24 protein-coding genes are annotated in these 25,162 nt (G+C 75.2%); 13 read left to right on the top strand and 11 right to left on the bottom strand.

The features are described from left to right. The first annotated feature begins 65 nt into the window (after nucleotides 1-65). From HL189_RS13180 to sigB, 3 genes are all read left to right on the top strand, one after another. Nucleotides 66-866 (top strand): methyltransferase domain-containing protein, encoded by an 801-nt coding sequence (locus HL189_RS13180; protein WP_369134164.1) that lies wholly within the window; start codon nucleotides 66-68, stop codon nucleotides 864-866. Nucleotides 867-929: 63 nt separating this feature from the next. After that, complete coding sequence (gene dtd, locus HL189_RS13175; RefSeq protein ID WP_369134163.1) at nucleotides 930-1,361, top strand: D-aminoacyl-tRNA deacylase; 432 nt, start codon at nucleotides 930-932, stop codon at nucleotides 1,359-1,361. 245 nt (nucleotides 1,362-1,606) lie between these two features. Next, on the top strand, nucleotides 1,607-2,590 hold the full coding sequence (gene sigB / locus HL189_RS13170; protein WP_369134162.1) for an RNA polymerase sigma factor SigB: 984 nt from the start codon (nucleotides 1,607-1,609) through the stop codon (nucleotides 2,588-2,590). A gap of 60 nt (nucleotides 2,591-2,650) precedes the next feature. Here sigB and HL189_RS13165 read toward each other — a convergent pair whose 3' ends face one another. Both HL189_RS13165 and HL189_RS13160 read right to left on the bottom strand, forming a co-directional pair. Next, nucleotides 2,651-5,314, bottom strand: a complete 2,664-nt coding sequence (locus HL189_RS13165; protein WP_369134161.1) for a GNAT family N-acetyltransferase — start codon at nucleotides 5,312-5,314, stop codon at nucleotides 2,651-2,653. A 153-nt stretch (nucleotides 5,315-5,467) separates the two neighbouring features. After that, a complete protein-coding gene (locus HL189_RS13160; RefSeq protein ID WP_369134160.1) occupies nucleotides 5,468-6,652 on the bottom strand; it encodes an acetoin utilization protein AcuC in 1,185 nt (394 codons plus the stop codon). Nucleotides 6,653-6,850: 198 nt separating this feature from the next. Here HL189_RS13160 and HL189_RS13155 point away from each other — a divergent pair, with 198 nt between their 5' ends. Beyond that, nucleotides 6,851-7,570, top strand: a complete 720-nt coding sequence (locus HL189_RS13155; RefSeq protein ID WP_369134159.1) for a metal-dependent transcriptional regulator — start codon at nucleotides 6,851-6,853, stop codon at nucleotides 7,568-7,570. Nucleotides 7,571-7,719: 149 nt separating this feature from the next. Beyond that, the gene (locus HL189_RS13150) at nucleotides 7,720-9,807 is read left to right on the top strand and encodes an alpha/beta fold hydrolase (RefSeq protein WP_369134158.1); all 2,088 of its coding nucleotides are present in this window, start codon (nucleotides 7,720-7,722) and stop codon (nucleotides 9,805-9,807) included. A gap of 46 nt (nucleotides 9,808-9,853) precedes the next feature. Here HL189_RS13150 and HL189_RS13145 read toward each other — a convergent pair whose 3' ends face one another. The 3 genes from HL189_RS13145 to HL189_RS13135 form a co-directional block, all read right to left on the bottom strand. Further along, a complete protein-coding gene (locus HL189_RS13145; protein WP_369134157.1) occupies nucleotides 9,854-10,933 on the bottom strand; it encodes a DUF4192 domain-containing protein in 1,080 nt (359 codons plus the stop codon). A 145-nt stretch (nucleotides 10,934-11,078) separates the two neighbouring features. Further along, nucleotides 11,079-11,849: a hypothetical protein gene (locus HL189_RS13140; protein ID WP_369134156.1), complete on the bottom strand. Its 771-nt coding sequence runs from the start codon at nucleotides 11,847-11,849 to the stop codon at nucleotides 11,079-11,081. Between the two features lie 48 nt (nucleotides 11,850-11,897). Further along, complete coding sequence (locus HL189_RS13135; protein ID WP_369134155.1) at nucleotides 11,898-12,191, bottom strand: Dabb family protein; 294 nt, start codon at nucleotides 12,189-12,191, stop codon at nucleotides 11,898-11,900. 109 nt (nucleotides 12,192-12,300) lie between these two features. On the opposite strand from HL189_RS13135, the gene HL189_RS13130 reads away from it, so the two are divergent. From HL189_RS13130 to HL189_RS13110, 5 genes are read left to right on the top strand one after another with little or no spacing between them, the layout of a single operon-like run. Further along, on the top strand, nucleotides 12,301-13,563 hold the full coding sequence (locus tag HL189_RS13130) for a glycosyltransferase family 4 protein (RefSeq protein ID WP_369134154.1): 1,263 nt from the start codon (nucleotides 12,301-12,303) through the stop codon (nucleotides 13,561-13,563). Continuing rightward, nucleotides 13,557-14,333: a class I SAM-dependent methyltransferase gene (locus HL189_RS13125; RefSeq protein ID WP_369134153.1), complete on the top strand. Its 777-nt coding sequence runs from the start codon at nucleotides 13,557-13,559 to the stop codon at nucleotides 14,331-14,333. The genes HL189_RS13130 and HL189_RS13125 overlap by 7 nt, the downstream gene beginning before the upstream one ends. Continuing rightward, on the top strand, nucleotides 14,326-15,426 hold the full coding sequence (locus HL189_RS13120) for a prenyltransferase (protein WP_369134152.1): 1,101 nt from the start codon (nucleotides 14,326-14,328) through the stop codon (nucleotides 15,424-15,426). Before HL189_RS13125 ends, HL189_RS13120 begins: the two co-directional genes overlap by 8 nt. A gap of 29 nt (nucleotides 15,427-15,455) precedes the next feature. Continuing rightward, a complete protein-coding gene (locus HL189_RS13115) occupies nucleotides 15,456-16,313 on the top strand; it encodes a glycosyltransferase family 2 protein (protein ID WP_369134151.1) in 858 nt (285 codons plus the stop codon). Beyond that, entirely contained in the window at nucleotides 16,310-17,245 is a 936-nt protein-coding gene (locus HL189_RS13110) for a glycosyltransferase family 2 protein (protein ID WP_369134150.1), read from the top strand. Before HL189_RS13115 ends, HL189_RS13110 begins: the two co-directional genes overlap by 4 nt. A 13-nt stretch (nucleotides 17,246-17,258) precedes the next feature. On the opposite strand, the gene HL189_RS13105 is transcribed toward HL189_RS13110, so the two are convergent. The 4 genes from HL189_RS13105 to HL189_RS13090 all read right to left on the bottom strand — a co-directional run bounded on the left by HL189_RS13105 (nucleotide 17,259) and on the right by HL189_RS13090 (nucleotide 20,997). Beyond that, complete coding sequence (locus HL189_RS13105) at nucleotides 17,259-17,603, bottom strand: TraR/DksA family transcriptional regulator (RefSeq protein WP_369134149.1); 345 nt, start codon at nucleotides 17,601-17,603, stop codon at nucleotides 17,259-17,261. 31 nt (nucleotides 17,604-17,634) lie between these two features. Next, a complete protein-coding gene (locus tag HL189_RS13100) occupies nucleotides 17,635-18,282 on the bottom strand; it encodes a class I SAM-dependent methyltransferase (RefSeq protein WP_369134148.1) in 648 nt (215 codons plus the stop codon). Continuing rightward, nucleotides 18,279-19,682, bottom strand: a complete 1,404-nt coding sequence (locus HL189_RS13095; RefSeq protein WP_369134147.1) for a YibE/F family protein — start codon at nucleotides 19,680-19,682, stop codon at nucleotides 18,279-18,281. Before HL189_RS13095 ends, HL189_RS13100 begins: the two co-directional genes overlap by 4 nt. Nucleotides 19,683-19,752: 70 nt before the next feature. Continuing rightward, nucleotides 19,753-20,997 carry a M20 family metallopeptidase gene (locus HL189_RS13090; RefSeq protein ID WP_369134146.1) on the bottom strand — a complete coding sequence of 415 codons (1,245 nt, stop codon included), beginning with the start codon at nucleotides 20,995-20,997 and terminating at the stop codon, nucleotides 19,753-19,755. 190 nt (nucleotides 20,998-21,187) lie between these two features. Here HL189_RS13090 and HL189_RS13085 point away from each other — a divergent pair, with 190 nt between their 5' ends. Continuing rightward, entirely contained in the window at nucleotides 21,188-21,685 is a 498-nt protein-coding gene (locus tag HL189_RS13085) for an Hsp20/alpha crystallin family protein (protein ID WP_369134145.1), read from the top strand. An 82-nt stretch (nucleotides 21,686-21,767) separates the two neighbouring features. Continuing rightward, complete coding sequence (locus tag HL189_RS13080) at nucleotides 21,768-22,130, top strand: helix-turn-helix domain-containing protein (protein WP_369134144.1); 363 nt, start codon at nucleotides 21,768-21,770, stop codon at nucleotides 22,128-22,130. A 20-nt stretch (nucleotides 22,131-22,150) separates the two neighbouring features. Here the strand turns inward: HL189_RS13080 and HL189_RS13075 are convergent, their stop codons facing one another. Beyond that, on the bottom strand, nucleotides 22,151-23,095 hold the full coding sequence (locus tag HL189_RS13075; RefSeq protein WP_369134143.1) for a M56 family metallopeptidase: 945 nt from the start codon (nucleotides 23,093-23,095) through the stop codon (nucleotides 22,151-22,153). Nucleotides 23,096-23,097: 2 nt separating this feature from the next. Beyond that, on the bottom strand, nucleotides 23,098-23,481 hold the full coding sequence (locus HL189_RS13070) for a BlaI/MecI/CopY family transcriptional regulator (protein ID WP_369134142.1): 384 nt from the start codon (nucleotides 23,479-23,481) through the stop codon (nucleotides 23,098-23,100). 115 nt (nucleotides 23,482-23,596) lie between these two features. On the opposite strand from HL189_RS13070, the gene HL189_RS13065 reads away from it, so the two are divergent. Beyond that, nucleotides 23,597-25,150, top strand: a complete 1,554-nt coding sequence (locus HL189_RS13065; RefSeq protein WP_369134141.1) for a cytochrome ubiquinol oxidase subunit I — start codon at nucleotides 23,597-23,599, stop codon at nucleotides 25,148-25,150. The last annotated feature ends 12 nt before the right edge of the window (nucleotides 25,151-25,162 follow it).

The following is a 25,162-nucleotide window of genomic DNA, read 5'->3' as shown; positions in this document are numbered from 1 at the left end:
TATGGGCCGCCCGATGGGGCAGCTGACCCATGCGCGCCCCGGCTCCCGCGGCCACGCTCCGCGGCATGACCGGCACCGACACCTTCCAGCTCTCGCTCGAGACGGCACGGACCTACGAGGCGGCGTTCGTCCCCTCCCTCTTCGCCTCCCTCGCCCGGCAGCTGATCGACCTGGCCGACGTGACCGCGGGCGACGACGTCCTCGACGTCGCCTGCGGCACCGGCATCGTCGCCCGGACGGCCGCCGAGCGGACCGGCCCGAGCGGCCGGGTGGTCGGGCTCGACCTGAACGAGGCCATGCTCACCGTGGCCCGGGAGGTCCGCCCTGACCTGGAGTGGCGGCAGGGAGACGCCGCGGCCCTGCCCTTCCCGGATGCCTTCTTCGACGTCGCGCTGTGCCAGTCCGGGCTGATGTTCGTCCCGGACCCGGCGGCAGCGGTGGCCGAGCTGGCCCGCGTCGTCCGCCCCGGTGGCCGGGTGGCCGTGCAGGTCTGGAGCTCGCTGGACCGGCAGGTCGCCTTCCGGACGCTCACCGACGCCGTCGCCCGGCACGCCGGTCGGGACGCCGTCGACCTGATCAGCACCTACTTCCGGCTCGGCGACCGGGAACGGCTCACCGGCCACCTCACGCGCGCGGGCCTGCGCGTCACCGGCGTCCGCACGCTGCCGGCCACCGTGCACGCCCCGTCGATCGACGACTACTTGACCACCGAGGTGGAGAGCACGCCGCTGCGGGACCGGATCGGCGACGACGTGTACCGGCGGATCCGCGAGGACGTCCGGACCGGGCTGGCCCGGTGGACCGACGGGGGCGGCCGGCTGGCCCTGCCGCTGGAGGCCTACGCCGTCACGGCCCGCCGCGGCTGAGCCGGCCGTGCCGGCGGGACCGGCGGCCCGGCGGCCGCCGGGCGCACCGGTCACGATGGCCGGATGCGTGCGGTGGTGACCCGGGTCGGCTCGGCGTCGGTGACGGTGGGAGGCGAGGTCGTCGGGGAGATCGGCGCGGGCCTGCTGGCACTGGTCGGCGTCGGCCGGGACGACGACGCCGACCGGGCGCGGACGCTCGGCCGGAAGGTCCACGAGCTGCGCGTGTTCCCCACCGAGGACGGCGCCCGCTCCGTCGGGGACCTCGGCCTGCCGGTCCTGGTGGTGAGCCAGTTCACCCTCTACGGCGACACGCGCAAGGGGCGCCGGCCCTCGTGGGTGGACGCGGCCCCCGGCGAGGTGGCCGAGCCGCTGGTCGAGGAGGTCGTCGCCGAGCTCCGGCGCCGCGGCACCGAGGTGGCGACCGGCCGCTTCGGGGCTCCGATGCGGGTGGCGTCGGTCAACGAGGGCCCGATGACCTTGCTGCTGGAGGTCTGACCCGGGCACCCCGGGGGTAGGAGAACGGTCACGGGGCGCACCTGGACGTCGGCTGTGAGTTGTGACGCCCTGGAACACCCGGCCACCCCGGTCCGTTGCACACGATGTACCACACCGGACCTGATGGACCGAGGGCCCACCCCGGAGACGACGGGTGGACGCTCTGACCGACCACGCCGGGGTGCGTTGCGGGCCGATGGCGGCCAGGACGCATCCGAACCCCGAAGCAAGGACGAAGACTCATCGTGACGCTGCTGCAGTCCTCCCCCAACGACACCCTCGGTGTGCGCGCGCCCCGTCGTGCCCCCGACACCAGCGGGCTGGTGTCGACGGATCTGGTGCGCGTGTACCTGAACACCATCGGCAAGACCGCGCTGCTGACCGCCGAGCAGGAGGTCGAGCTCGCCAAGCGGATCGAGGCCGGCCTGTACGCCGACCGCCTGCTGGTCGAGAAGAAGCTCACCCCGGCGCTGCAGCGGGACTACAAGACCCTGGCCGCCGACGGCAAGGCCGCCAAGGCCCACCTGCTGGAGGCCAACCTCCGGCTGGTCGTCTCGGTCGCCAAGCGGTACACCGGCCACGGCATGACGTTCCTGGACCTCATCCAGGAGGGCAACGTCGGCCTGATCCGCGCGGTCGAGAAGTTCGACTACACCAAGGGCTTCAAGTTCTCGACCTACGCGACGTGGTGGATCCGCCAGGCCATCACCCGGGCGATGGCCGACTCCGGCCGCACCATCCGGCTGCCCGTCCACCTCGCCGAGCAGGTCAACAAGGTGGTGCGCACCCGGCGCCGGATCCACCAGGAGCTGGAGCGGGAGCCCACCCCCGAGGAGCTGGGCCTGGAGCTCGACATGACCCCGGAGCGGATCACCGAGCTGCTGGAGTACTCCCGTGACCTGGTGAGCCTGGACCAGACCGTCGGCGCCGACGAGGAGTCGCGGCTCGGCGACTTCATCGAGGACGCCGACGCCGCCGTCGCCGAGGACGCCGTCGCCTTCCAGATGATGAAGGGCGACGTCCGCACCGTGCTCGAGACGCTGGAGGACCGCGAGCGCGACGTGGTCGTCATGCGCTTCGGCCTGGATGGCGAGCAGCCCCGCACGCTGGAGCAGATCGGCAAGCGGTTCGGTCTCTCCCGCGAGCGGGTGCGGCAGATCGAGCGGGAGACGATGGCCAAGCTGCGCGACCCGCAGCGCGCCGACGCCCTGCGCGACTACCTCGGGTAGAGCCCGACGTACCGGAGAGCCGGCCACCCCACGGGGTGGCCGGCTCTCCGTGCTCGCGGGCTACTCCACCGGGCGGAACATGCGCCGCGGACCGCCGTCGAAGCGCGCGGTCGGTGGCCCGACGCGGGTCCGCCCACCGGCGACCACCAGGGACCGGCCACCGTGCCAGGCGTCGGCCGGCCCGACGATGACCGGGTCCAGGCTGAGGCCCAGCACCTCGGGCAGGTCGTCGGCGAGCCGCGCGACCCGCAGCAGCAGGTCCTCCAGCGCGGCGGCGTCGACCGGCGCGCTGCCCCGGTAGCCGTCCAGGAGCGGCCAGGCCCGTGGCTCGCGCACCAGCTCGTGCGCGTCGAGGTCGGTCAGCGGCAGGGTCCGGTAGGCCCGGTCCCCCAGCAGGTCGGTGGCCACACCGCCGACGCCGAAGCTCACCAGCGCGCCGAAGGACGGGTCGTCGACGATCTGCACGACGGTGGCCACGCCGGGCGCTGCCTGCTCCTGCACGATCACCGGGTCGCCGGCGGGGATGGCGGCGTAGGCGGCGCGCACGTCGTCGGCGTCGGCGAGGTCGAAGCGCATCCCGCCGAGGTCGCGGCGGTCCCGCAGCCACGGCGCGGTCGACTTCAGCACGACCGGGTAGCCGATCCGCTCCGCGGCGGCGACCGCCGCCTCGGCGTCCTCGACCCGGCGGGTGCGGAGCATCGGCACGCCGTACGCGCCGAGCAGCGCGATCGTCTCCTCGTCGGTCAGCTCGCGGCCCCCTGGCGACTCGGCCAGGGCGTGGGTCACGACGTCGCGGGCCGCGTCCTCGTCGATGCCGGCCAGCTCGGGGATGACGCCGAGCGGGCGGCGGCGCCACCGGGCGTACTCGGTGGCCCGGGCCAGCGCGATGACGGCGCGTTCCGGCGTGGAGAACGACGGCACCGAGCCCCGGGCCGGCATGCCCCGCTCGTCGTGCACCCGCAGCTCGTCGGGGATGCCGTCGGTGGACAGGAAGTTGGCCACGACCGGCTTCGCCGACCCGACCGACACCTCCCGCAGCACCCGGCCGAAGACCTCCTCGCCGCGCTGCAGCGGAGGGAGGAACACGGCCACCACGGCGTCGACCCCGTCGTCGTCCAGCGCCGCCCGCAGGGCGGCGCGGAAGTCCTCGGGACCGGCCTGGACGCCGATGTCCACCGGGCGCTCGTGCGCCAGCTCCAGCCCCTGCTCCAGGACCGAGTCGGCGACGAGGACGCCCATCGCGGTGGAGTTCCCGACGATCGCCACCCGGTTCCCGGCCGGCAGCGGCTGGTGGGCGAGCAGGGTGGCGACGTCGAACAGCTGGGCCAGCGTCTCGACCCGGATGACCCCGGCCGAGGCGAACAGCGCCGCCACCGACTGCTCGGGGACGCTGACGCTGGTGCCCGCCAGCCCCGCGGTCATGCCCACGTGCCGCCCGCTCTTGACCGCGACGACCGGCTTGGTGCGACCGACGCTGCGCGCCAGCCGGGCGAACTTGCGCGGGTTGCCGAAGCTCTCCAGGTGCAGCAGCACGACCTCGGTCGCCGGGTCGGAGGCCCAGTACTGGAGCATGTCGTTGCCGCTGACGTCGGCGCGGTTGCCGGCCGACACGAACGTCGACAGCCCCATGCCCCGACCGCGGGCCCGCTCCAGCAGGGCCACCCCCAGCGCCCCGGACTGGGCGAAGAAGCCGACCCGCCCGCGTCCGGGGATGTCGGGCGCCAGGCTGGCGTTGAGCCGGACCGCCGGGTCGGTGTTCACGATGCCCAGGCAGTTCGGCCCGACCACCCGCATGCCCGACGCCCGGGCCGAGGCGACCAGCGCCCGCTCGGCGACGCGTCCTTCCGGCCCGGCCTCGCCGAACCCGCCGGAGATCACCACCAGCCCCTTGACGTGCTTGCGGCGGCAGGCCTCGACCACCCCGGGGACCTCGTCGGCGGGCACGGCCAGCACCGCCAGGTCGACGTCGTCGGGGATCGCCTCGATGGAGGAGTGCGCCGGGATCCCGCCGACGTGCCGGACGGCGGGGTTGACCGGGTAGATCGGCCCGTCGAAGCCGTAGGCCAGCAGGTGCCGGAGCACCGCCGACCCGATCTTGCCCGGGTCGTTGCTGGCGCCGACCACCGCCACCGAGCCGGGGTTGAGCAGCCGGCCGATCGACCGGGACTCGCTGCGCTGCTCCCGTTCGTGGGCGACGGCCAGCGACGCCTCGGTGGGGGCGATCGGGAAGGTCAGGTGGACCACACCGTCGGCGTAGGACCGCTTGCCCGAGTACCCGGCGTCCTGGAAGACCCGCACCATCTGCGCGTTCTGGCTGAGCACCTCGGCGACGAACCGGGTGATGCCCCGCTCCTGCGCGGCGGCGGCGAGGTGCTCGAGCAGCACCGAGCCCAGGCCCCGGCGCTGGTGGGCGTCCTCGATGAGGAACGCCACCTCGGCGTCGTCGGTGCCCGGGTAGCGGTCGTACCTGCCCACCCCGATCAGCTCGTCGCCGAGCAGCAGGACGAAGGCGACACGGCTGTCGTGGTCGACGTGGGTGAACCGGTGGAGGTCCTTGTCCGACAGCCGCCGCATCGGCCCGAAGAAGCGGTAGTAGCGGGTCTGGTCGGAACTGCGGTCCATCAGCCCGACGATGCCCTCGGCGTCCTCGGGGGTGATCGGCCGCAGGTGCACCGTTCCGCCGTCGGCGGCGACGACGTCGGCCTCCCAGTGCGGCGGCGGCACGGGGGCTACAGGTGCTTCATCACGAGCGGTCACGGGCCCTCCCGGCCATCGAGCAGGGGCCCGCCACGAGCCTCGAACGGCCTCGCCCGGAGGCTCGTCCTGGCCTGCGAGGGATGAGGGGGACGAGGTCCTTCCCGGGGGGCTGGATGGTCCTCAATCACGGGGGTCGTCCGGGTCGAGGCCGAAGTAGGGGAAGCTCGCCGTCCGGGTCCGGAGGATGGCCCGGTCGACGCGGCTCTCGGTGAACGGGTCCCAGCGGGAGAAGCCGGTGTAGCCGCCCTCGGTCATCGTGGCCGGCGGCTCGGTCCGCAGCCCCCGGCGGACGACGTCGTCCCGCCAGCTCTGCGGGATCTCGGTCTCCGGTCCCAGCCCGTCCCCGCTGGCCTCGGCGATCAGGTGGGTCCAGGCCCGGGGCACGCACCGCACCACGCCGTACCCCCCGCCGCCGAGGGCGATCCACCGGCCGTCGCACACCTCGTGGGCCAGGTCGTGCACCGCCCGGTAGGAGGCGCGCTGACCGTCGATGGTGAGCCCCAGGTCGGCCAGCGGGTCCTCGTGGTGGGCGTCGCAGCCGCACTGGGTGACCAGGATCTGCGGGGCGAAGGCACGGACGACGCTGGGGACGACGGCGGTGAAGGCGCGCAGCCACCCCGAGTCGTCGGTGCCGTTGGGCAGCGCCAGGTTGACCGCGCTGCCCAGCGCCGTCTGCGGGTTCCCGGTCTCCTCGGGGAATCCCGTGCCTGGGAACAGGGTGAGCGGCGTCTGGTGGACGCTCACCGTGAGCACCCGCGGGTCGTCGTAGAAGGCCGCCTGGACACCGTCGCCGTGGTGCACGTCGAGGTCGACGTAGGCGATCCGCTGCCAGCCCTGGCGCAGCAGCCAGGCGATCGCCACCGCGGCGTCGTTGAACACGCAGAAGCCGGAGGCCGAGTTCCGCATGGCGTGGTGCAGGCCGCCGGCGATGTTCACCGCGTGCTGCGCCCGCCCGGAGGAGACCAGCTCGGCGGCCAGCACGCTGCCGCCGGTGATGAGCGCGGCCGCGTCGTACATCCCGGGGAAGACGGGGTTGTCCGCGGTGCCGAGCCCGTGGCCGACCCCGTGCGGGTCCTCGGGAGCCCGCCGGACCGCGTCCAGGTAGGCCGGGTCGTGCACGAGGGTCAGCAGCTCGACGTCGGCGGGAGTCGGTGCCACCACCTCCAGCCGGGGCCGCTGCAGCACGCCCAGGGTGTCGGCCAGCCGGATGGTGAGGTCCAGCCTGACCGGGTGCATGGGGTGGTCCCCACCCATCGTGTAGCCCAGGAGCGCGTCGTCCCAGACCACGGCGACGGCGTCGCTCATGGGTCCTCCTCGCTGCAGCCCGGAGGGCGTCGTGCCGGGCACCCCGCCGCCGTGCTCGTCGGTGAGCGGGCCGGCTCCCCCGCCGTGGACGCTACCGGGGTTGCCCGGCACGTGCGGCCTCGGCGACGCCGCTGGTCGTCGTCCCCGTGCCAGCGGGCTCTGCTCGTAGACTCGGTCGGACCTGACGGAGGAGCAGACGTGAACGACCTCATCGACACCACGGAGATGTACCTCCGGACGATCTTCGAGCTGGAGGAGGAGGGCATCGTCCCCCTCCGGGCCCGGATCGCCGAACGCCTGCACCAGAGCGGCCCCACGGTGAGCCAGACCGTCGCCCGGATGGAACGCGACGGGCTGCTGACCGTGCAGGGCGACCGGCACCTGCAGCTGTCGGAGGAGGGACGCCGCCTGGCCACCGCGGTGATGCGCAAGCACCGGCTGGCCGAGTGCCTCCTCGTCGACGTCATCGGCCTCGAGTACGAGGAGGTGCACGAGGAGGCCTGCCGCTGGGAGCACGTCATGAGCGAGGCGGTGGAGCGCAAGCTGCTGACGCTGCTCGGCCACCCCACGGTCTCCCCGTTCGGCAACCCGATCCCCGGGCTGGACGCGCTCGGTGGTGGCACCTCGGCAGTGCTCGACGCGCTGACCCTGCTCTCCACGACCGCGACGCCCGAGGGCAAGCGGGTGGTCGTCAAGCGGATCAGCGAGCAGCTCCAGGAGGACGCCGCACTGCTGCGCTCCCTCGCCGAGCACGGCGTGCGCCCGGGCTCGACCGTGACGGCGTCGGTGTCCAACGGGACCGTGTTCGTCGACGGCGTCGCGCTGCAGCCGGGCGTCGCGCAGTACGTGTTCGTCCGCTCGGTGGACGAGGACCTCTCCCCGGAGGGGGCCGCGGAGGCCACGGCCTCCGTCGGCTGAGGGCAAGACCCCGGCTGCCTCCGCGAGCCGCGCCCCCACCCGGGGGCGCGGCTCGCGTCGTCCCGGGCGGAAACTCCTTCGCCGTGCTCATGACCGGTCTCACTAGTCTCGGGGCTGCCCCTGCCCGGACACCCAGAGAGAAGACCCCGGTGACCGACTCCGCACCCTCCTCCGCCGAGCAGCCCCCCGGCACGCCGCCACCCAGCCCGTTCCACCGGCTCGCCGACTTCGTCGCGCTGCCCCGGCTCGGTGGCCTGGCCCTGTCCCCGGACGGCACCCGGCTCATCACGTCGGTGGCCACCCTGGACCCGGAGGGCAGGAAGTGGCAGTCGGCCCTGTGGGAGGTCGACCCCGCCGGGCTGCGGCCGGCCCGGCGGCTCACCCGCGGAGCGGCCGGCGAGTCGGCGCCGGTGTTCACCCCCGACGGCGACGTGCTGTTCACCACCGCGCGCCCCGACCCCGCGGCGGGCAAGGACGGCGACGAGCCCACGCCCGCTCTGTGGTGCCTGCCCGCCGAGGGCGGTGAGGCGCGCATGGTGCTCCAGCGCGCTCCGGGGATCAGTGCGGTCGCGGTCGCGACCGGCAGCGGCGGCGTGGCCGTGGTCGCCGCCACCGTCCCGGGCGCCGCGGACGCCGCCGCCGACGAGGAACGCCGCAAGGCCCGCAAGGACGCCGGGGTCAGCGCGATCCTCCACGAGGGCTATCCGGTGCGGTACTGGGACCACGACCTGGGCCCCGCCGTGCCGCACGTCTACTGGGCAGGGGCGCTGCCGGCCGAGCCCGAGCCGGGCGCGAGTGCCGCCGCTCCCGAGTGGCGGGACCTCACGCCGGACGCCGGCCCGCCGCTCGGCGCCGGTGAGGACATCGCGCTCTCCCCCGACGGCCGGTTCCTCGCCCGCGGCGAGGACGTGCCCGACGGAACGGCCGGCCGCCGGTCCCGGCTGGTGCTGACCGAGGTCGCCACCGGCAGGACCCAGGTGCTGGTGGACGACCCGGAGGCGGACGTCTTCGCCGCCCGCTTCTCCCCCGATTCCACGCAGGTGGTCTGCGTCCGGGAGAGCAAGTCCACCTTCGCCGCGCCCCCGGACTTCACGCTGCTGGTCGTCGACCTGGCGTCGTCGACGCCCCGGGACATCACCGCCGGCTTCGACCGCTGGCCCAGCGCGCCGCAGTTCTCCGCCGACGGCACCGCCGTCTACTTCCTCGCCGACGACGACGGCCGGCACGCACTGTTCCGGGTCACGCTCGACGGCGGCGCCCCGGTCCGGCTGACCGCGGACGGCGCGTACAGCGACCTGCAGGTGGCCCGCGACGGCAGCGCCCTCTACGCGCTCCGGTCCGGCTACGACACCCCGCCGGTACCGGTGCGGCTCGACCCGCAGGCGACCGGCCAAGACCCCGTCCCGCTGCCCAACCCGGGCACGATCACGCACCTGCCCGGGACCCTGAGCGAGCTGCAGGCCACCGCGGCCGACGGGACCCGCATCCAGTCCTGGCTGGTCCTCCCGGAGGGCGCGAGCGCCGAGCAGCCCGCGCCCCTGCTGCTGTGGATCCACGGCGGCCCGCTGATGAGCTGGAACTCCTGGTCGTGGCGGTGGACCCCCTGGGTGCTCGCCGCCCGCGGGTACGCGGTCCTGCTGCCCAACCCGGCGTTGTCCCAGGGGTTCGGGCAGGAGTTCGTCCAGCGGGGGTGGGGCGAGTGGGGCGGGGCGCCCTACACCGACCTGATGGCCGCGGTCGACGCCGCCGAGGCGCTGCCGGAGATCGACCGGACCCGGACCGCGGCGATGGGCGGCTCGTTCGGCGGCTACATGGCCAACTGGGTGGCCACCCAGACGGACCGGTTCCGGGCCATCGTCACCCATGCCAGCCTCTGGCACCTGGACAGCTTCAGCGGGACGACCGACTCCGCGTACTACTGGGAGCGCGAGTTCGGCGACCCGCTGACCGAGCCGAAGCGCTACGAGCAGAACTCGCCGCACCGCTACGCCGACGCGATCCGGACGCCGGTGCTGGTCATCCACGGCGACAAGGACTACCGGGTACCGATCGGTGAGGGCCTGCGGCTCTGGTACGACCTGCAGAAGCGCGGCGTCCCGTCGAAGTTCCTGTACTTCCCCGACGAGAACCACTGGGTGCTCACGCCGGGGAACGCGGCGGTCTGGTACGAGACGGTGATCGCCTTCCTGGCCGAGCACGTCCTGGGGGAGGACTGGCAGCGGCCCGGGCTGGTCTGAACCGGCCCGCAGCCCGTGCGGTCCCGGCTGACCGGCGGGCGGGACCTCAGGTCGCCGCATCGAACGGGTCCGTGGTGACGGCGATCAGCCGCCGCAGCTCCGCCGGTGGCATGCAGCGGTCCAGCGCGGTCCGCAGCAGCCCGGCGAAGGAGTACGCGGGGTCGCTGTGCAGGGCGCGCTCGAGAGCGACGTTGGCCATGGCGCCGTCGCCCCGCAGCCAGGCCGACACCGCGAGGAGCGTGGCGGGAGCCGCGTCCAGCGGGGACGGCGCCCGCCGGGTGACCTCGGTCCAGAGTGCCGTGGCCGCGGCGGCGCGGCGCCCCAGGGCGAGGGTGAGCGCACGGTCCCGGACGCCGATGTCGCGCAGTGCCCAGGCGACCCGGGCTACGTCGTGATCGGGGATCGCCCGCACCGACCCGGGGGCGGTCCTCAGCAGCGCCCGCTGGACCTCCGCCCAGGACTCCTCGGCGACGTCCTCCCACCCTCGCTCGGCGGTGGCCCGGGCGACGTCCAGGCCGACCTCGTCACACGCCCGGGACATCCCGGCGGCGGCCAGGAAGCCGACCGGGGCGATCCGTCGTGCCAGCTCCGCCCGGTCCTCCGCGAGCACCTGCCCGCCCAGCGCCGAGGCGGCGGCCAGCGGGCTGGTGCCTTCGGGCAACGGCGTGCCGGCGGCCGGGGCGCAGCACTCCCGGGGGCAGTCGTAGGACCACCAGCAGCTCCGCCGGACGAGCAGCGTCTCCTGCACCGGCACGCTCCGGCCGGCGAACGCGAGCACCGCCTCGTGCACCAGATCCCGGTGCGGGAGGGTCGGCCGGCGGTCCGCGCCGCCCGGCCAACGGTCGACGGCCAGGTCGTCGGGCGCCTCGGACACCACAGCGAGGACGACCGCGGCCGGACGGTCGGTCATCAGCGAGTGCACCAGGCTGCCGACCACGGCGGCCCGGTGCCCGGCCGGAGGTAGGTCGACGCGTGCCGTCAGGCCGAAGCTGCGCGTCCGGCCGCCCCGCACGCTGACCACCACCAGCGACTCGCGCGGCGGGAAGCCGATCAGGTGCGGGAGGGCCGCGGCGACCTCCCCCGGCTCGGAGAGGCGGACGGTCAGCAGCGGATCGGTGTCGGGCATGCCGGCACACTGCTGCCGCCACGGCCCGCTCGGAGCCCGTCAGCCGAGGTTGTGGACGGAGACCTCGGCTGTGGACGGCGGCCGGCACGTCGTCTCCCGGGCGGTGCAGCGTCACGGCATGCGCATCGCGACGCCGCCCCTCCGCTCAGTCCAGCGTGGCGGCCTGCTGCTCGAAGGCCTGCTGCAGCAGCGCGGTGAAGGCCGCCGGGTCGGCACCGCCCGCTGCGTCGACCTGGGTGAGGCTGACCAGCCGGTCGCCGTCCCGCACCATGCCGAGCAACATCGGCAGCGTGAACGGCTGCCCGTCGGGGCCGGTGATCGACAGGGTCAGCGAGATGCCGGCCGACGCGTCCCCGAGCGCGGGCACGTCCAGGGCGGTGAACGTCACGTCGGCGGTGCCGATCTCCGGGGCGGCGATGGTGGCCTGAGGACAGGTCTCCGCCGTCGAGGCGAGGTCCTCGACGCCCGCCGCGATGCCCTCACCCGACGCCAGGATCTCGACCGTGGTCGTCGCTCCGGCCGTAGCCGTCTGCGCGCCGAGGCCGGCGACGTCGTCGAGCCCGGGCTGGATCGACTTCACCCCGGGCGCGCAGGCCTCCGGGGTGATCGTGACGTCCCGCAGGCCACCGAGCCCGCCGAGCTGGCCCTGCTGCTGTTCGAGCTGGTCCGCGGTGACCGGGGTCACCTGGGCGCCGGGCCCGAAGGCCTCCGCCGGCAGCAGCCCGGCGGACAGGTCCTCGGCGCCCTCCAGCACCCCAGTACTCGAACCGGCCGCGCTCGACGGGCTGCTGGGCGCGCTGCTCGGCGAGGCCGCGCCCTCGACCTCGGAGCCACAGCCGGCCAGGGCCAACGACGCCAGGAGTCCGGCGCTGACGAGCCCGGGCATCCGGAGACGTCCCCATCCCGTGATCATCATGACGCGATCATGAGATCACCGGAACGGATCCGTCCACTGGAGCGGTGGTCAGACCTCGTACTGGACCGCCGACCGGCTCGCCAGGTTCGGCTTGACGTGCTCGGCGATGACCTCGAGGTGCCGCGGGTCGGTGGCGTACCGGTGGAAGGCGTCGGCGTCGGCGAACTCGGCCACCAGCGCGGCGTGCGCGTTGCCGTCCACCAGGCCCGCGTCGGGCCCGACGGCGAACGAGGTCATGCCGCCCACCTCCTCCGGCAACTTCCGCAAGGCCGCGATGGTGGCCGCCCGGGTGTCGGCGTCGGTGTCCGGGGACCAGGTGAAGAGCACGACGTGGCGCAGCATGTCCGCACCCTGCCAGGTGGCCGGCGGCGGACGCGACCCCGGGGGGAGGTGGACCTGCGACGGGCAGCCGAGCCGCGGAGGCCCGACCCCGCCTCGTTAGAGTCCGGGCATGGGACGGTCGCTGCGGGTGGCACTGCTGTCCTACCGCAGCAAGCCGCACAGCGGCGGCCAGGGCGTCTACGTCCGCGCCCTCTCCCGCGAGCTGCGCGAACTCGGGCACCGCGTGGAGGTCCTCAGCGGTCAGCCGTACCCGGAGCTCGATCCCGGGGTCCCGCTGACCCGGGTGCCCAGCCTCGACCTCTACCGCGAGCCCGACCCGTTCCGGACGCCGCGGCCGGGCGAGTTCCGGGACCTCGTCGACCTCGCCGAGTGGGCCACGATGTGCACGGCCGGCTTCCCCGAGCCGCTGACCTTCACGCTGCGGGCGGCTCGGCTGCTGGCCTCCCGCACGGGCGACTTCGACCTGGTCCACGACAACCAGTCGCTGGGCTACGGCCTGCTCCGGGTGCGCCGCCGCCTCCCCACGGTCGCCACCGTCCACCACCCGGTGGCCATCGACCGGGACCTGGAGCTCGCCGCCGCGCCGTCCCTGCGCCGTCGGGTCACCCTCGGCCGCTGGTACGCCTTCACCCGGATGCAGGCGCGGGTCGCCCCCCGGCTGGACGGGCTGACCACCGTGTCGGAGAGCTCGCGGCGGGACATCACCGCGCACATGGGTGTCCCGGCCGCGGCGGTGGAGGTCATCCCGGTCGGCATCGACCCCGAGGTCTTCCGGCCGCCGGCCTCCCGGACCGCGCGGGAGGCGGCGCGCATCGTGGTGATCACCAGTGCGGACGTCCCGCTGAAGGGACTGGTCCCGCTGCTGGAGGCGCTGGCGAAGCTGCGCACCGAACGGGAGGCGGTCCTGACCGTGATCGGCGTGGCGCGCGCGGGCGGCCCGGCGGACACCGCCCTGGACCGGCTGGGGCTCCGCGGCGCCGTGCGGTTCACCGGTCCGGTGCCGCAGGAGGAGCTGGTCCGGCACCTCCAGACGGCGACCGTGGTGGCGATCCCCTCCCTGTACGAGGGCTTCTCGCTGCCCGCGGTCGAGGCCATGGCCTGCGGCACGCCCTTGGTGACCACGGACGCGGGCGCACTGCCGGAGGTGGTCGGCTCGCACGCCGGGGTGCAGGTGCCGGCCGGGGACGTCGACCAGCTGGCCGCCGCGCTGCAACTGGTGATCGACCACCCGTCCCTGCAGGAACAGCTGGGCCGCTCCGGCCGGGCGCGCGTGCTGGGTGCCTACACCTGGCGGCGCACCGCCGAGTGCACCGCGGAGTGGTACGGCGAGGTCCTCGACCGCCGGTCGACGGCCCGGGACGGCTCGTGCTGACCGTCGACTACGACCTGCTCGACGTGCGGCCGGGCATGACGGTGCTCGACCTCGGGTGCGGAGAGGGCCGGCACGCCTTCGAGGCCTACCGCCGCGGGGCCACGGTCCTGGCCGTCGACTGGGGCGCGCAGGAGGTGGCGACCACCCGCGAGTGGCTGGGCGCGATCGCGGCGGCCGGCGAGGCCCCTGCCGGGTCGGCGGCCGGAGCGGCGCGGGCGGACCTGCGGGCGCTGCCGGTGCCCGACGGCAGCGTCGACCGGGTGATCGCCTCCGAGGTGCTCGAGCACATCCCGGACGACCGCACCGCGCTCGCCGAGATCGCCCGGGTGCTCAGGCCCGGCGGCCGGGTGGCCGTGACCGTGCCGCGCTACGGCCCCGAGCGGGTGTGCTGGGCGCTGTCGGACGCCTACCACGCCAACGAGGGCGGGCACATCCGGATCTACCGCGGCGACCAGCTGGAGGAGCGGCTGGCCACGGTCGGGCTGCAGCCCACCGGCAGGCACCACGCCCACGCGCTGCACGCCCCCTACTGGTGGCTCAGGTGCGCGGTGGGGGTGCACCGGGAGACCCGGCTGACCCGGGCCTACCACCGGCTCCTGGTGTGGGACCTCACCCACCGCCCGTGGCTGACCCGCACGGCGGAGCGGGTGCTCGACCCGGTCCTCGGCAAGAGCCTCGTCGTCTACGCCGCCAAGCCCGCCGGCCGGACCGGACCCGCCGCCGGCGCCGACCGGGCGGAGGACGGGGCGGCGGGGCTGGCCCGTGCCTGACCACCCCCTGCCCGAGGTGAGCGGTGTGCTCAGCGCCGGGCAGCTGCGGCAGACGGTCGCCGCCATCGCCGCCGAGCAGTCGGCCGACGGGGCGATCCCGTGGTTCCGCGGCGGACGGCTCGACGCCTGGGACATGGTCGAGGCGGCCATGGCCCTGGACGTGGGCGGGGAGCACGGCCGGGCGCTGGCCGCCTACGAGTGGCTGGCCGGCAACCAGCGGCCGGACGGGTCGTGGGCGTCGGAGTACCGGGACGGCCGGGTCGTGGCACCAGCCGCGGAGAGCAACCACGCCGGCTACCTCGCCGTCGGTGTCTGGCACTCCTGGCTGTCCACCGCGGACGACGGCCTCGTCGACCGGCTGTGGCCGGCGGTGCGCCGCGCCCTGGACCTGGTCACGGCCATGCAGCTGCCGACCGGCGCGGTCGGCTGGGCGCTGCGCCCGGACGGGTCCGCCGACGACACCGCCCTGCTCACCGGGAACGCCAGCCTGTACCAGTCGCTGCGGTGCGGGATCGCGCTCGCCGCGCTGGTCGACGACCCGCAGCCGGACTGGGACCTCGCGGTCACCGACCTCGGGGCGGCCCTGCGGACCCGCCCGGACGCCTTCGCCGACCGGTCCCGCTGGTCGATGGACTGGTACTACCCGGTGCTGGCCGGCGCGTTCCCGGGCCCAGCGGCCGACGAGCGCCTCGGCGCGGGCTGGGACACCTTCGTCGTCCCCGGGCTGGGCGTGCGCTGCGTCGCCGACCGGCCCTGGGTGACCGGCGCCGAGACCTGCGAACTGGCCCTCGCCCTGGCCGCGGTCGGACGCACCGGGGCCGCCGTCGAGCAGCTCGCCGCCATGCAGCACCTGCGCGCGGAGGACGGCTCCTACTGGACCGGCCTCGTCTACGCCGACGACGCCCGGTGGCCGGTCGAGCGCACCACCTGGACGGCGGCGGCCGTGGTGCTCGCCGCCGACGCGATCGCCGGCACCTCACCCGCCGCCACGCTGTTCGCCGACCCGGGCGCGCTCGACCGGCTGGACCCGGCGTCCGGTCGGCCGCCTCCCGTGGGGGCCGACCGCTCCGATGGAAGGCAGGCCCGGGGTTGACCAGCCCGGGCAGCGGGCAGGGTGCGCGGGTGATCTCCGAGCCGGGTGGCGCGCGGTCGGCGGTGACGTGCGTGGTCGCCAGCCGCAACCGGCGCGGCGACCTGCTGGCGTCCCTGCCGCGGCACGAGGCGCCGGTCGTGCTCGTCGACAACGGCTCCACCGACGGCACCGTCGACGCGGTGCGGGCGGCGCATCCCGAGGTCACCGTCGTCCCCCTGGACCACAACGCCGGCGCGCTGGCCCGCACCCTCGGGGTCGAGCGCGCGGGCACTCCCTTCGTCGCGTTCGCCGACGACGACTCCTGGTGGGCGCCCGGTGACCTCGCCCGCGCCGTCGAGGTCATGCGTGCCCATCCGCGCCTCGGGCTGCTCGCCGCCCGCATCTTGGTCGGGCCGGAGGAGGAGCTGGACCCGATGTGCGGCGAGATGGCGCGGAGCCCCCTGGGCACGGATCCCGACCTCCCCGGCCCGTCCCTGCTCGGCTTCGCTGCCTGCGCGGCGCTCGTGCGCACCGACGCGTTCACCACCGCCGGCGGCTTCGACCCGGTGGTCCGCTTCCCCGGCGAGGAGGAGCGGCTGGCCCTCGACCTCGCCGCGGCCGGCTGGGGCCTGGCCTACGTCGACGAGGTGACGGTGCACCACCACCCCTCCGTCCGGCGCGAGCCCCCCGCCGACCGGCAGGTCGGCATCTGGCGCAGCCGGCTGCTGACCGCCGTGATGCGCTATCCGCTGCGCGACCTCGCCGGGCAGCTGGTCCGGGCCCTGCGCGCCGGCCGCCCCGGCCGCCGCGGGCTGGCCGCTGCCCTGCCCCGGGTGCCTGCCGCGCTGCGGCGCCGCCGGGTGCTGCCGGCCTCCGTGATGACCGGCGTCCGGGAGCTGCGGAAGTGACCAGCGAGCTGAGCGAGGGCGTGCCGACCGGGACCGCCGCGGACCCGCGGGTCGCCGTCGTCGTCATCACCCACGACCGCCGGGACGAACTGCTGCTCGCGCTCTCCCGGCTGCGCGCGCTGCCCGAGCAGCCGCACGTGGTCGTCGTCGACAACGGATCGGCCGACGGCACCGCCGACGCCGTCCGGGCGCAACACCCCTGGGTCGAGCTGATCGCCAGCCCGGAGAACCTCGGCGCCGTGGGCCGCAACCTCGGGGTGGCCCGGCTGGACACCCCCTACGTGGCCTTCTGCGACGACGACACCTGGTGGGACCCGGGCTCGCTGCGCACCGCCGCCGACGTCCTCGACGCGCACCCCCGGCTGGCCGTGGTCACCGCACGGATCCTCGTCGAGCCCGGCGGCACCGAGGACCCGATCGTGGCCGAGCTGCGCGACTCCCCCGTCGTCGGTGCCCCGTGGCTGCCCGGCCCGGCGCTGGGCAGCTTCCTCGCCGGCGCCAGCGTGCTGCGCCGGGAGGCGTTCGAGGAGGTCGGCGGCTTCTCGGAGCGGCTGTGGCTGGGCGGCGAGGAGGAGCTCATGGCCGGTGACCTGGCCACCGCTGGATGGGAGCTGTGCTACCTCCCCCAGCTGACCGTCCACCACCAGGCCAGCGCCGCGCGCGACCCGCACAGGCGGCGGGCCGACGGCATCCGCAACACCCTCTGGACGACCTGGTTGCGCCGCCCGGCCCGGCCCGCGCTGCGCCGCACCGTCCACCTGCTGCGCACCGTGCCCCGCGACCGCGTCACCGCCCGCGGCCTGGTGCAGGCGGTCCGCGGCCTGCCCTGGGTGCTGCGCGAGCGCCGCGTGCTGCCGCCGCACGCCGAGGCGCGGTTCGCTGCGCTCGAGGACGCCCAGCGGAGGTCCTCCGCGCGCCGCTACGTGAGCTGACGCCGGCGTCGGGTCACGCGCCCGCCGCCGTGGCGCAGGCGATGCAGGTGCGCGCCTGCGGCCGGGCCGCCAGCCGCTCCGCGGCGATCTCCTGACCGCACTCCACGCAGCGCCCGTAGTCGCCGGTCGCCGCCCGGACGAGTGCGGCGTCGACGTCGGCGAGCCGTCGGTGGGCGGACTCCAGGAGCGCGGCGAGCTGCTGCCGCTCGAAGGCGATCGTCGCGCCCTCGGGGTCGTGCTCGTCGTCGGCGTTGGAGGACTCCGCCGCCGCCACCATCGCGTCGAACTCCCTCGTCAGCGCGTCGATCTGGGCGAGGGCCTCCACCCGCGCCCGGGCCAGCTCCTCCGTTGCGGTCACGCGCCCATCCTCCTCTGCGTCCGGCCGCCGGTCAGCGGGTCCGGCGCAGCAGCCGCAGCGATCCGGTGCCCGGCAGCTCGGTGAACTCCCCCGAGGCGAGGACCCGCCGGTACACCCCGTACGGCGCCTGCCCGCCGTCGGCGGGGTCGGGGAAGACGTCGTGGATGGCAAGCGTGCCGCCGGCGGCCAGCTTCGCCACCCAGGCGTCCTGGTCGCGCCGGGCCGACTCCTCGGTGTGGCTGCCGTCGAGGAACAGCAGCGCCAGCGTCGTGGACCACAGCGGCGCCAGCACCTCCGACCGGGCGACGACGGCGATCACCACGTCCTCGGCGCCGGCGCCGGCGATGGTCCGCCGGAAGCCGGGCAGGGTGTCGATGCGGCCGACGAGCGGGTCGACCAGCGACGGGTCGTGGTACTCCCAGCCGGGCTGGTGCTCCTCGGACCCGCGGTGGTGGTCGACGGTGACGACCTGCCGGCCGGTCTCCCGCGCCGCGGCGGCCAGGTACAGCGCGGACTTGCCCAGCCAGCTGCCCACCTCCAGCAGCGGCCCCGCCACCGGCACCGTCCGGGCGGCCTCGTAGAGCGCGCGGCCTTCGTCCGGCGGCATGAACCCCGGGGCGGCCGCGGCGGCCGCGAGCAGGTCGCCGGTCCCTGGTCGCGCGGACCCGGCGCCGCTCACCGCGGTCCCCGCGGGCCGGCGGGACCACCCGGGTCGAGCTTGGGGTGCCGCCAGGCGGACGTCGCCGGGCGCGACGCCGGCCCCGGTGCCTCGGCCGGCGGCCGGCGGACCTGCGTGGGCCCGGCCGTCGCCTCGGCCGGGCGGCGGCGGACCGGCGTGGGCTCCACCGGCGGCTGCGCTGCGGGGGCGGCGGACGACGCCGCCGTCGCCACCAGCGCCCCGACCAACGTGGTCACCGGGACGGCGAGGACCAGCGCGATCCCGCCGACCAGCGTGCGGATCACCTCCTCACCCACCTCCGCGCCGGTGAGCACCACCCAGAACGGGCGCTGGTAGAGCTCGAAGAGCAGCAGCAGCGGCAGCGCGGCCCCGGCGTAGGCGAAGACGATCGTGTAGACCGTCGAGGCGATGTGGTCCCGGCCGATCGCCATCCCCCGGCGGTAGAGGTCCCGCCAGCCGGCGTCCGGCGCCGCCTCGTGCAGCTGCCAGACCGACGAGGCCTGCGTGATCGTGACGTCGTTGAGGATGCCGAGCCCGGCGACGACGGTCGCGGCCAGCACCAGGCCGGAGAAGTCCAGCGTCGGGTCGAACGTGAGCAGCTGGATGGTCGCCTCGTTGTTGAACCCGAGCAGCCGGGCCGCGGCCACCGCGACCGCGCCCAGCGCGGCGCTCAGTGCCAGGCCGAAGAGGGTGCCGACCAGCGCGGTGGTCGTCCGGGCGGAGAAGCCGTGCGCCAGGTAGAGGACGACGAACATGATCGCCGAGGAGCCGGTCAGGCTGACCCAGATCGGCGGGCCGCCGTCGAGCAGCGCCGGCAGCATGAACTGCAGCAGGACGGCGAAGGCGAACCCCAGGCCCACCAGCGCGCGCAGGCCGCGCAACCGGGCCACCGCACCCACGATGAGCGCGAAGGCCAGCGCGAGCACCACGATCGGCGCGCCGCGGGCGAAGTCCTGGAAGGCGTAGCTGGGCTGGCCGCCGTCCAGGGCCGGGTCGCGGGTGAGCACGAACTCGTCGCCGACCTCCACGCCGACGTTGACCACCTCGGCGGGCAGGTCGATCCGGACGAAGTCCCCCGCGCTGGCCCCCTCGCTGACGTTCATCACCGCGGTGCCGCACTCGCGGGGCCGCCCGGCGTCCTCGGAGCAGTCGTAGGTCTCCAACGAGACGACCGTCGCCTGGGGGTAGGTCTGGCCCGGGGGGAAGTACTGCTCGGCGGCCTGCTGCGCGGCCGACTGCTCCCCGGCGGGCCACAGCACGACCAGGCCGAGGACCGTGGCCAGCGCGACGGGGACGAGCAGGTACATCATCAGCCGGACCGCCCGCCGCCGTCGGGCGACCGCGCTCGGGTCGACCGGGACGTCGGTGTCGGGACCAGAGCTGTGGGTGTGGGCCGGCACCCGGTCAGGCTAGGCCGCGGGCCGGCCGGCGACCGGCTGGGCCGGGCATGTCGCGGATCCCCGGCCCCGGTCAGCCGGGCGGGGGCGCCACGGGTCCGAGCAGCTCCGCCCCGGCGAGGTACCCGGCCAGCAGCGCCTCGGCCACCTGCCCGACCACCTCGTCCCCGGGCAGGAAGCGCGGGGAGTGCAGGCCGGGCCGCCGGCCGTCGGGCCCGGCCGGGCCGCCCTCGACGCCGAGGAAGAGCATCAGCCCGCGGTGGTCGGCGCAGAAGTGGGAGAAGTCGTCCGCGCCGAAGGACCGGAAACCGTCGTCCACCACCATCCCGGCACGGGCCAGCCAGGGCGCCGCGCCGCGCGCGAGCCCGGCGTCGTTGGCCAGCACCGGCATGTTGGCCTGGCTGTGCACCTCGGCCGTGCAGCCGTGGGCCGCGGCGGTGTGCCGGACGACGTCGGTGAGCGCCCCGAGGAGCAGGACCCGGTCCTCCTCCCGCATGACGCGCAGCCCACCGCGGGCCCGGGCGGTGTCCGGCACCACGTTGAACGACGCGCCACCGTCGAGCTGCCCGACGGTGAGGACGGCGCCGACGGTCGGGTCCACCCGGCGGCTGACCAGCTGCTGCAGGCTGAGCACCACCGCGCACAGGGCGAGCACCGGGTCGGCGGTGGTGTGCGGGTAGCCCCCGTGGCCGCCGTGCCCGGTGATCGTGATCGTGAACTCCTCGACGGCGGCGTTCACCGGGCCGGGCGTCGCGTTCACCACCCCGGCGGGCAGCTGGGGCTGGACGTGGGCGGCCACCACCGACCCGACTCCCTCCTCGGTCAGGACGCCGGAGCCCGCCACGTCCCGGGCGCCGGAGGGGGCGCCCTCCTCGCGGGGCTGCAGCAGGGCCACGAGCGGGGCCGGCCCGCCGACCCGACGCACCGCCCGTGCGAGCGCGACCAGGCCGGCGAGGTGCAGGTCGTGGCCGCAGGCGTGCATGACCCCGCCGGTGGCGGCCCACGGGGCGCCGGTGACCTCGTCCAGCGCCAGCCCGTCGAGCTCCGCCCGGAGCGCGACCGACGGGCCGCCGCCGTCCAGCAGCCGCACCACCCGGCCGGTCCCGGCCACCGGGCGGCCGCTCCCGGCCCCCAGCGCGGCGACGACCGCGTCGGCGGTGTCCTGCTCGTCGCCCGACCGCCGCGGGTCGGCGTGCAGCAGGTGCCGCAGGTCCACGGCGGCGGGCAGCTCGACCGCCACCGCCACGCGGAGCCTCTCGAACCAGGCCCGCAGGGCGGCGGGCGGCTCGGCGGTCGGGACGGGCGCCGCGAGGTCCATGTGGGCAGTCTCCCGGGCCGGGCCGCCACCGTCCCCAGCAACGCGGTGAACCTGTAGCCACCGTTGAAATTTTTCTTCGCTCCGGACGTTTACTTCGGTGACCGCCCGAGGTAATCTGTAGTCGCCGCTAGAGGTTCACCTCGAGGCGGGCACCACACAGTGAGAGAGCACTACTGGAGGTACACCAGCCATGGCGATGCTGAACTCCTACGACCCGTTCGCCTCGACGTCCGCCGCCTTCCGCGTCCTGGACCAGCTGACCGGTCGCGGGGGGACCACCACCGCCCGCCCACTCGCCGGGATGCCGATGGACGCCTACCGGGTCGGCGACAACTTCGTCGCCCACTTCGACCTGCCCGGCGTCGACCCCGGGTCGATCGACCTGCAGGTCGAGGGCACCACGCTGACCATCGCTGCCGAGCGTTCCGTCCCGGAGATCGAGGGCGCCCAGTGGGCTGTCGCCGAGCGGCCGTTCGGCAGCTACACCCGCCAGCTGGTCCTGGGCCGCAGCCTGGACACCGACCGGCTGGAGGCCAGCTACCACGACGGCGTGCTGACGGTCAGCATCCCGGTCGCCGAGAAGGCGAAGGCCCGCAAGGTCACCGTGAGCCGCGCGGACGAGCGGACCGCGGTGGGGTCGGGGCAGACGATCGAGGGCGAGTCCGCCCAGAAGTCGGTCGAGAGCTGACCGACCGCGGCACCCGGGAGGGGTGGGACCGACCGGTCCCACCCCTCCCGTCGTCCCACCCCTGCCACCCCCGGGAGCAGCCATGAGCTCCGACCCACTCCGCTCGCTGGACGACCCGGACCACCCGGTGCTCACGATGAGCCAGGCGGCCGAGCTGCTCGGGGTCCAGGCGGCCTTCCTCCGCAGCCTCGACTCGTCGGGGGTGCTGCACCCGCACCGCTCCCCCGGCGGGCACCGCCGCTACTCGCGGCACCAGCTGGAGGTCGCCGCGCGGGTGCGTGGCCTGCTGGACGAGGGACACCCGCTCTCCTCGGCGCAGGCGATCGTGCGACTGCAGGACGACCTGGCATCCGCCCGCTCGGACGCCGAGCAGGCGCGCGACGAGCGGGACGTCGCCCGGGACGAGCGGGACGCCGCCCGCCGGGAGCTGCGCGACCACTCCTGACCGGCGGCGCCGGCCCGCGCTCACGCGCCGAGGGCGGGCAGCAGGAGGAGCGCGGTCGGCACCAGCAGCAGCGCCACCGCGCTGCACAGCGCCGCGGTGCGGCCGGCCCGGGACAGCGGCTCGGCGGGCGCGAGCAGCCGCCGCACCCGGACGGCGACCGCCCCGCCGGTGACGGCGAGCGCACCGGACGGCACCGCTCCCCCCGGCCCGCCGACGGCGGCGACGATCGCCGCCGCCAGGGTGCGCCGCGGGTCCGGTCCGGTCAGCGAGGCCAGGGCGACGTCGTCGGCCCGCATCTCGACCAGGTCCCGCACCGCGTCGTGCGCCCGGTCCGCGGCCGGCAGCACCGGCAGCGCCGCCCGCCAGGCGACGAAGGGCAGCAGCAGGAGGTGGTGCCGCTCCCGCAGGTGCGCCCGCTCGTGGGCGACGACGGCCCGTAGCTGGGCGTCGTCCAGCTCGGCGACCATCCCCGAGGACAGCACCAGCAGCGGCCGGGCACCGGGGATGCAGAACGCCACCGGCGCCGGGTGCTCCAGCAGCTGCGTCTCCGCCGCCGGGGTGGCGGCGGCGCCGGGACGCACCACCAGCTCCAGCAGCTCCCGGTGCCGCCGGCGGGTGCGGGCGGTGCGCACCCAGGACAGCAGCAGCACGCCCAGCAGCTCCGCGGCGAGGACCGCGGCCAGCGTCTGGGCTCCCCAGTGGTCGCCGCGCACCGGCTCCCCCGCGGGCTGCCGGGTGATCCAGTGCCACCAGGCCTCGGGCAGCGAGTGCCCCCACGGCGCGAGCCCGTGCACCAGCAGCGCCCCGATCATCGAGAGGCCGCCGGCCAGGCCGACGGCCTGCCAGCAGACCAGCGCCGCCACCGGGTCGCGCTGCGGCCAGCGCGCCCGCGACAGCGCCGCCGGCACCGGCCACGCCAGCAGGGCGGCGAGGACGGCGAGCGCCAGGGCGGTCGCGGGGAGCACGGTCAGCGGGCGCCCGCGCCGTCCGGGTCGGCGGTCGCCCGGTCCGCCCGGGCCAGCAGCTCGCGCAGCATCCGCACCTCGTCGTCCCCCACGCTGCCCACGAACCGGGCCAGCACGGCCTGCCGGTCGGCGGCCTGGCCGAGCACCTCGGACATGAGCTCGGCGGCGTGCTCCTCGCGGGTGGCGCGCGGCGTGAAGCGGCGCGGCCGGGCCTCGTCGTGGACGACGAAGGCCTTCTGCTCCAGTCGGCTCAGCACGGTGTGCACGGTGGTCAGCGCCAGCCCGCGGTCGGCCAGCTGGTCGCGCAGCTCCGGAGCGCTGACCGGACCGGCGGAGGCCCACAGCCGTTCCATGACCGCCCGCTCGAGCTCACCGAGTGACGCCATCCCGGCCTCCTGTCGTCCGACTCACACTGTCGCTTCTCTACGCCTCGTAGAAATAATGTTCTACCTGGCGTAGAAAGAACGTGTCGATCGTACGTCAGCGCCGGGAGGCACCACCGTGGACGTGTTGGACATCGCCCGCTGGCAGTTCGGGATCACCACCGTCTACCACTTCCTGATGGTGCCGCTGACGATCGGCCTCGGCGTCCTCGTCGCGGTCATGCACACGATGTGGGTCCGGACCGGCAAGCCCGAGTGGCTGCGGATGACCCGCTTCTGGGGCCGGATATACCTGATCAACTTCGTGCTGGGCGTGGCCACCGGGCTGGTCCAGGAGTTCCAGTTCGGCCTGGCGTGGAGCGAGTACAGCCGCTTCGTCGGCGACGTCTTCGGCTCGCTGCTCGCCCTGGAGGCGCTGCTCGCGTTCTTCCTCGAGTCGACCTTCCTCGGCCTGTGGATCTTCGGCTGGGGCCGGATCCCGAAGAAGCTCCACCTGGCCAGCCTGTGGGCGGCGGTGATCGGCTCGATCGTCAGCGCGTACTTCATCATCGCCGCCAACTCCTGGATGCAGCACCCGGTCGGCGTCGTGGTGGACGACGCCACCGGCCGGCCGCTGCAGGTGGACTTCGGCGCCGTGCTCACGAACAACACCGCGCTGGCCGCGTTCAGCCACACCATCGTCGGCTCGCTGATGGTGGCCGGGGCGCTGCTGGTCGGCATCGGCCTGTGGCACCTGCGCAGGCGGGAGCTCGCCGGGGCGCCCACCACCGACGTGGACCACTCGGTCTGGCGGCGCTCGGTCCGGCTCGGCGGCGTCGTCTCCCTCGCCGCCTTCGTGCTCGTGGCGGTCACCGGGGACTTCCAGGCCAAGCTCATGTACCAGCAGCAGCCGCTGAAGATGTCTTCCGCCGAGGCGCTGTGCGAGACCGAGGCGCCCGCGCCGTTCTCCGTCCTCGCCTTCGGCAAGCTCGGCAGCAACGAGTGCGACGACGTCCACTCCTGGACCGTCCCCTACCTGCTCTCCTACCTCGCGCACGGCGACTTCTCCACGGCGGTGCCCGGCGTCAACGAGCTGCAGGAGGAGTACAGCGCGGTCTACGGCGAGACCTACCCCGACGACCCGTCCTTCGGCGACAAGGCCGGCGAGCCGATCGACTACGCGCCCGTCCTCGCGGTCACCTACTGGACCTTCCGGCTGATGATCGGCATGGGCATGGTCTCGGCCGGCGTCGCCGCCTACGCGCTGTGGGCGACCCGCAAGGGGCGGGTGCCGACCTCCCGGATCGGGGTGCACGGCTCGCTGCTGGCGGTCGGCGCCCCGTTCCTGGCCAACGCGGCGGGCTGGATCTTCACCGAGATGGGCCGCCAGCCGTTCGTGGTCTACCCGAACCCCGACGTCCCCGTCGAGGACCAGGTCTGGTTCTTCACCGCCCAGGCCGTCTCCCCGGGCATCACCGCCGCGGAGGTGTGGACGTCGTTGATCGGCCTGACCGCCGTCTACGGCGCGCTGGCCGTCGTCGAGCTCTGGCTGATCGTCCGGTTCGTCCGCCGCGGGGTGACCACCGGCGACGGCGCACCCACTCCAGGCTCCACCCCGGAGGGCACGCCGGACGAGGACCTGCCCGGCGGCCGGGACGCCACCGACGACGACGTCCTGTCGTTCGCCTACTGAGCTCGAGGAGAG

The organism is Modestobacter sp. I12A-02662 (assembly GCF_041028325.1).
Taxonomy (GTDB): domain Bacteria; phylum Actinomycetota; class Actinomycetes; order Mycobacteriales; family Geodermatophilaceae; genus Modestobacter.
The sequence above is the reverse complement of the archived record's forward strand: the minus strand, read 5'-3'. Positions and strand labels throughout refer to the sequence as shown.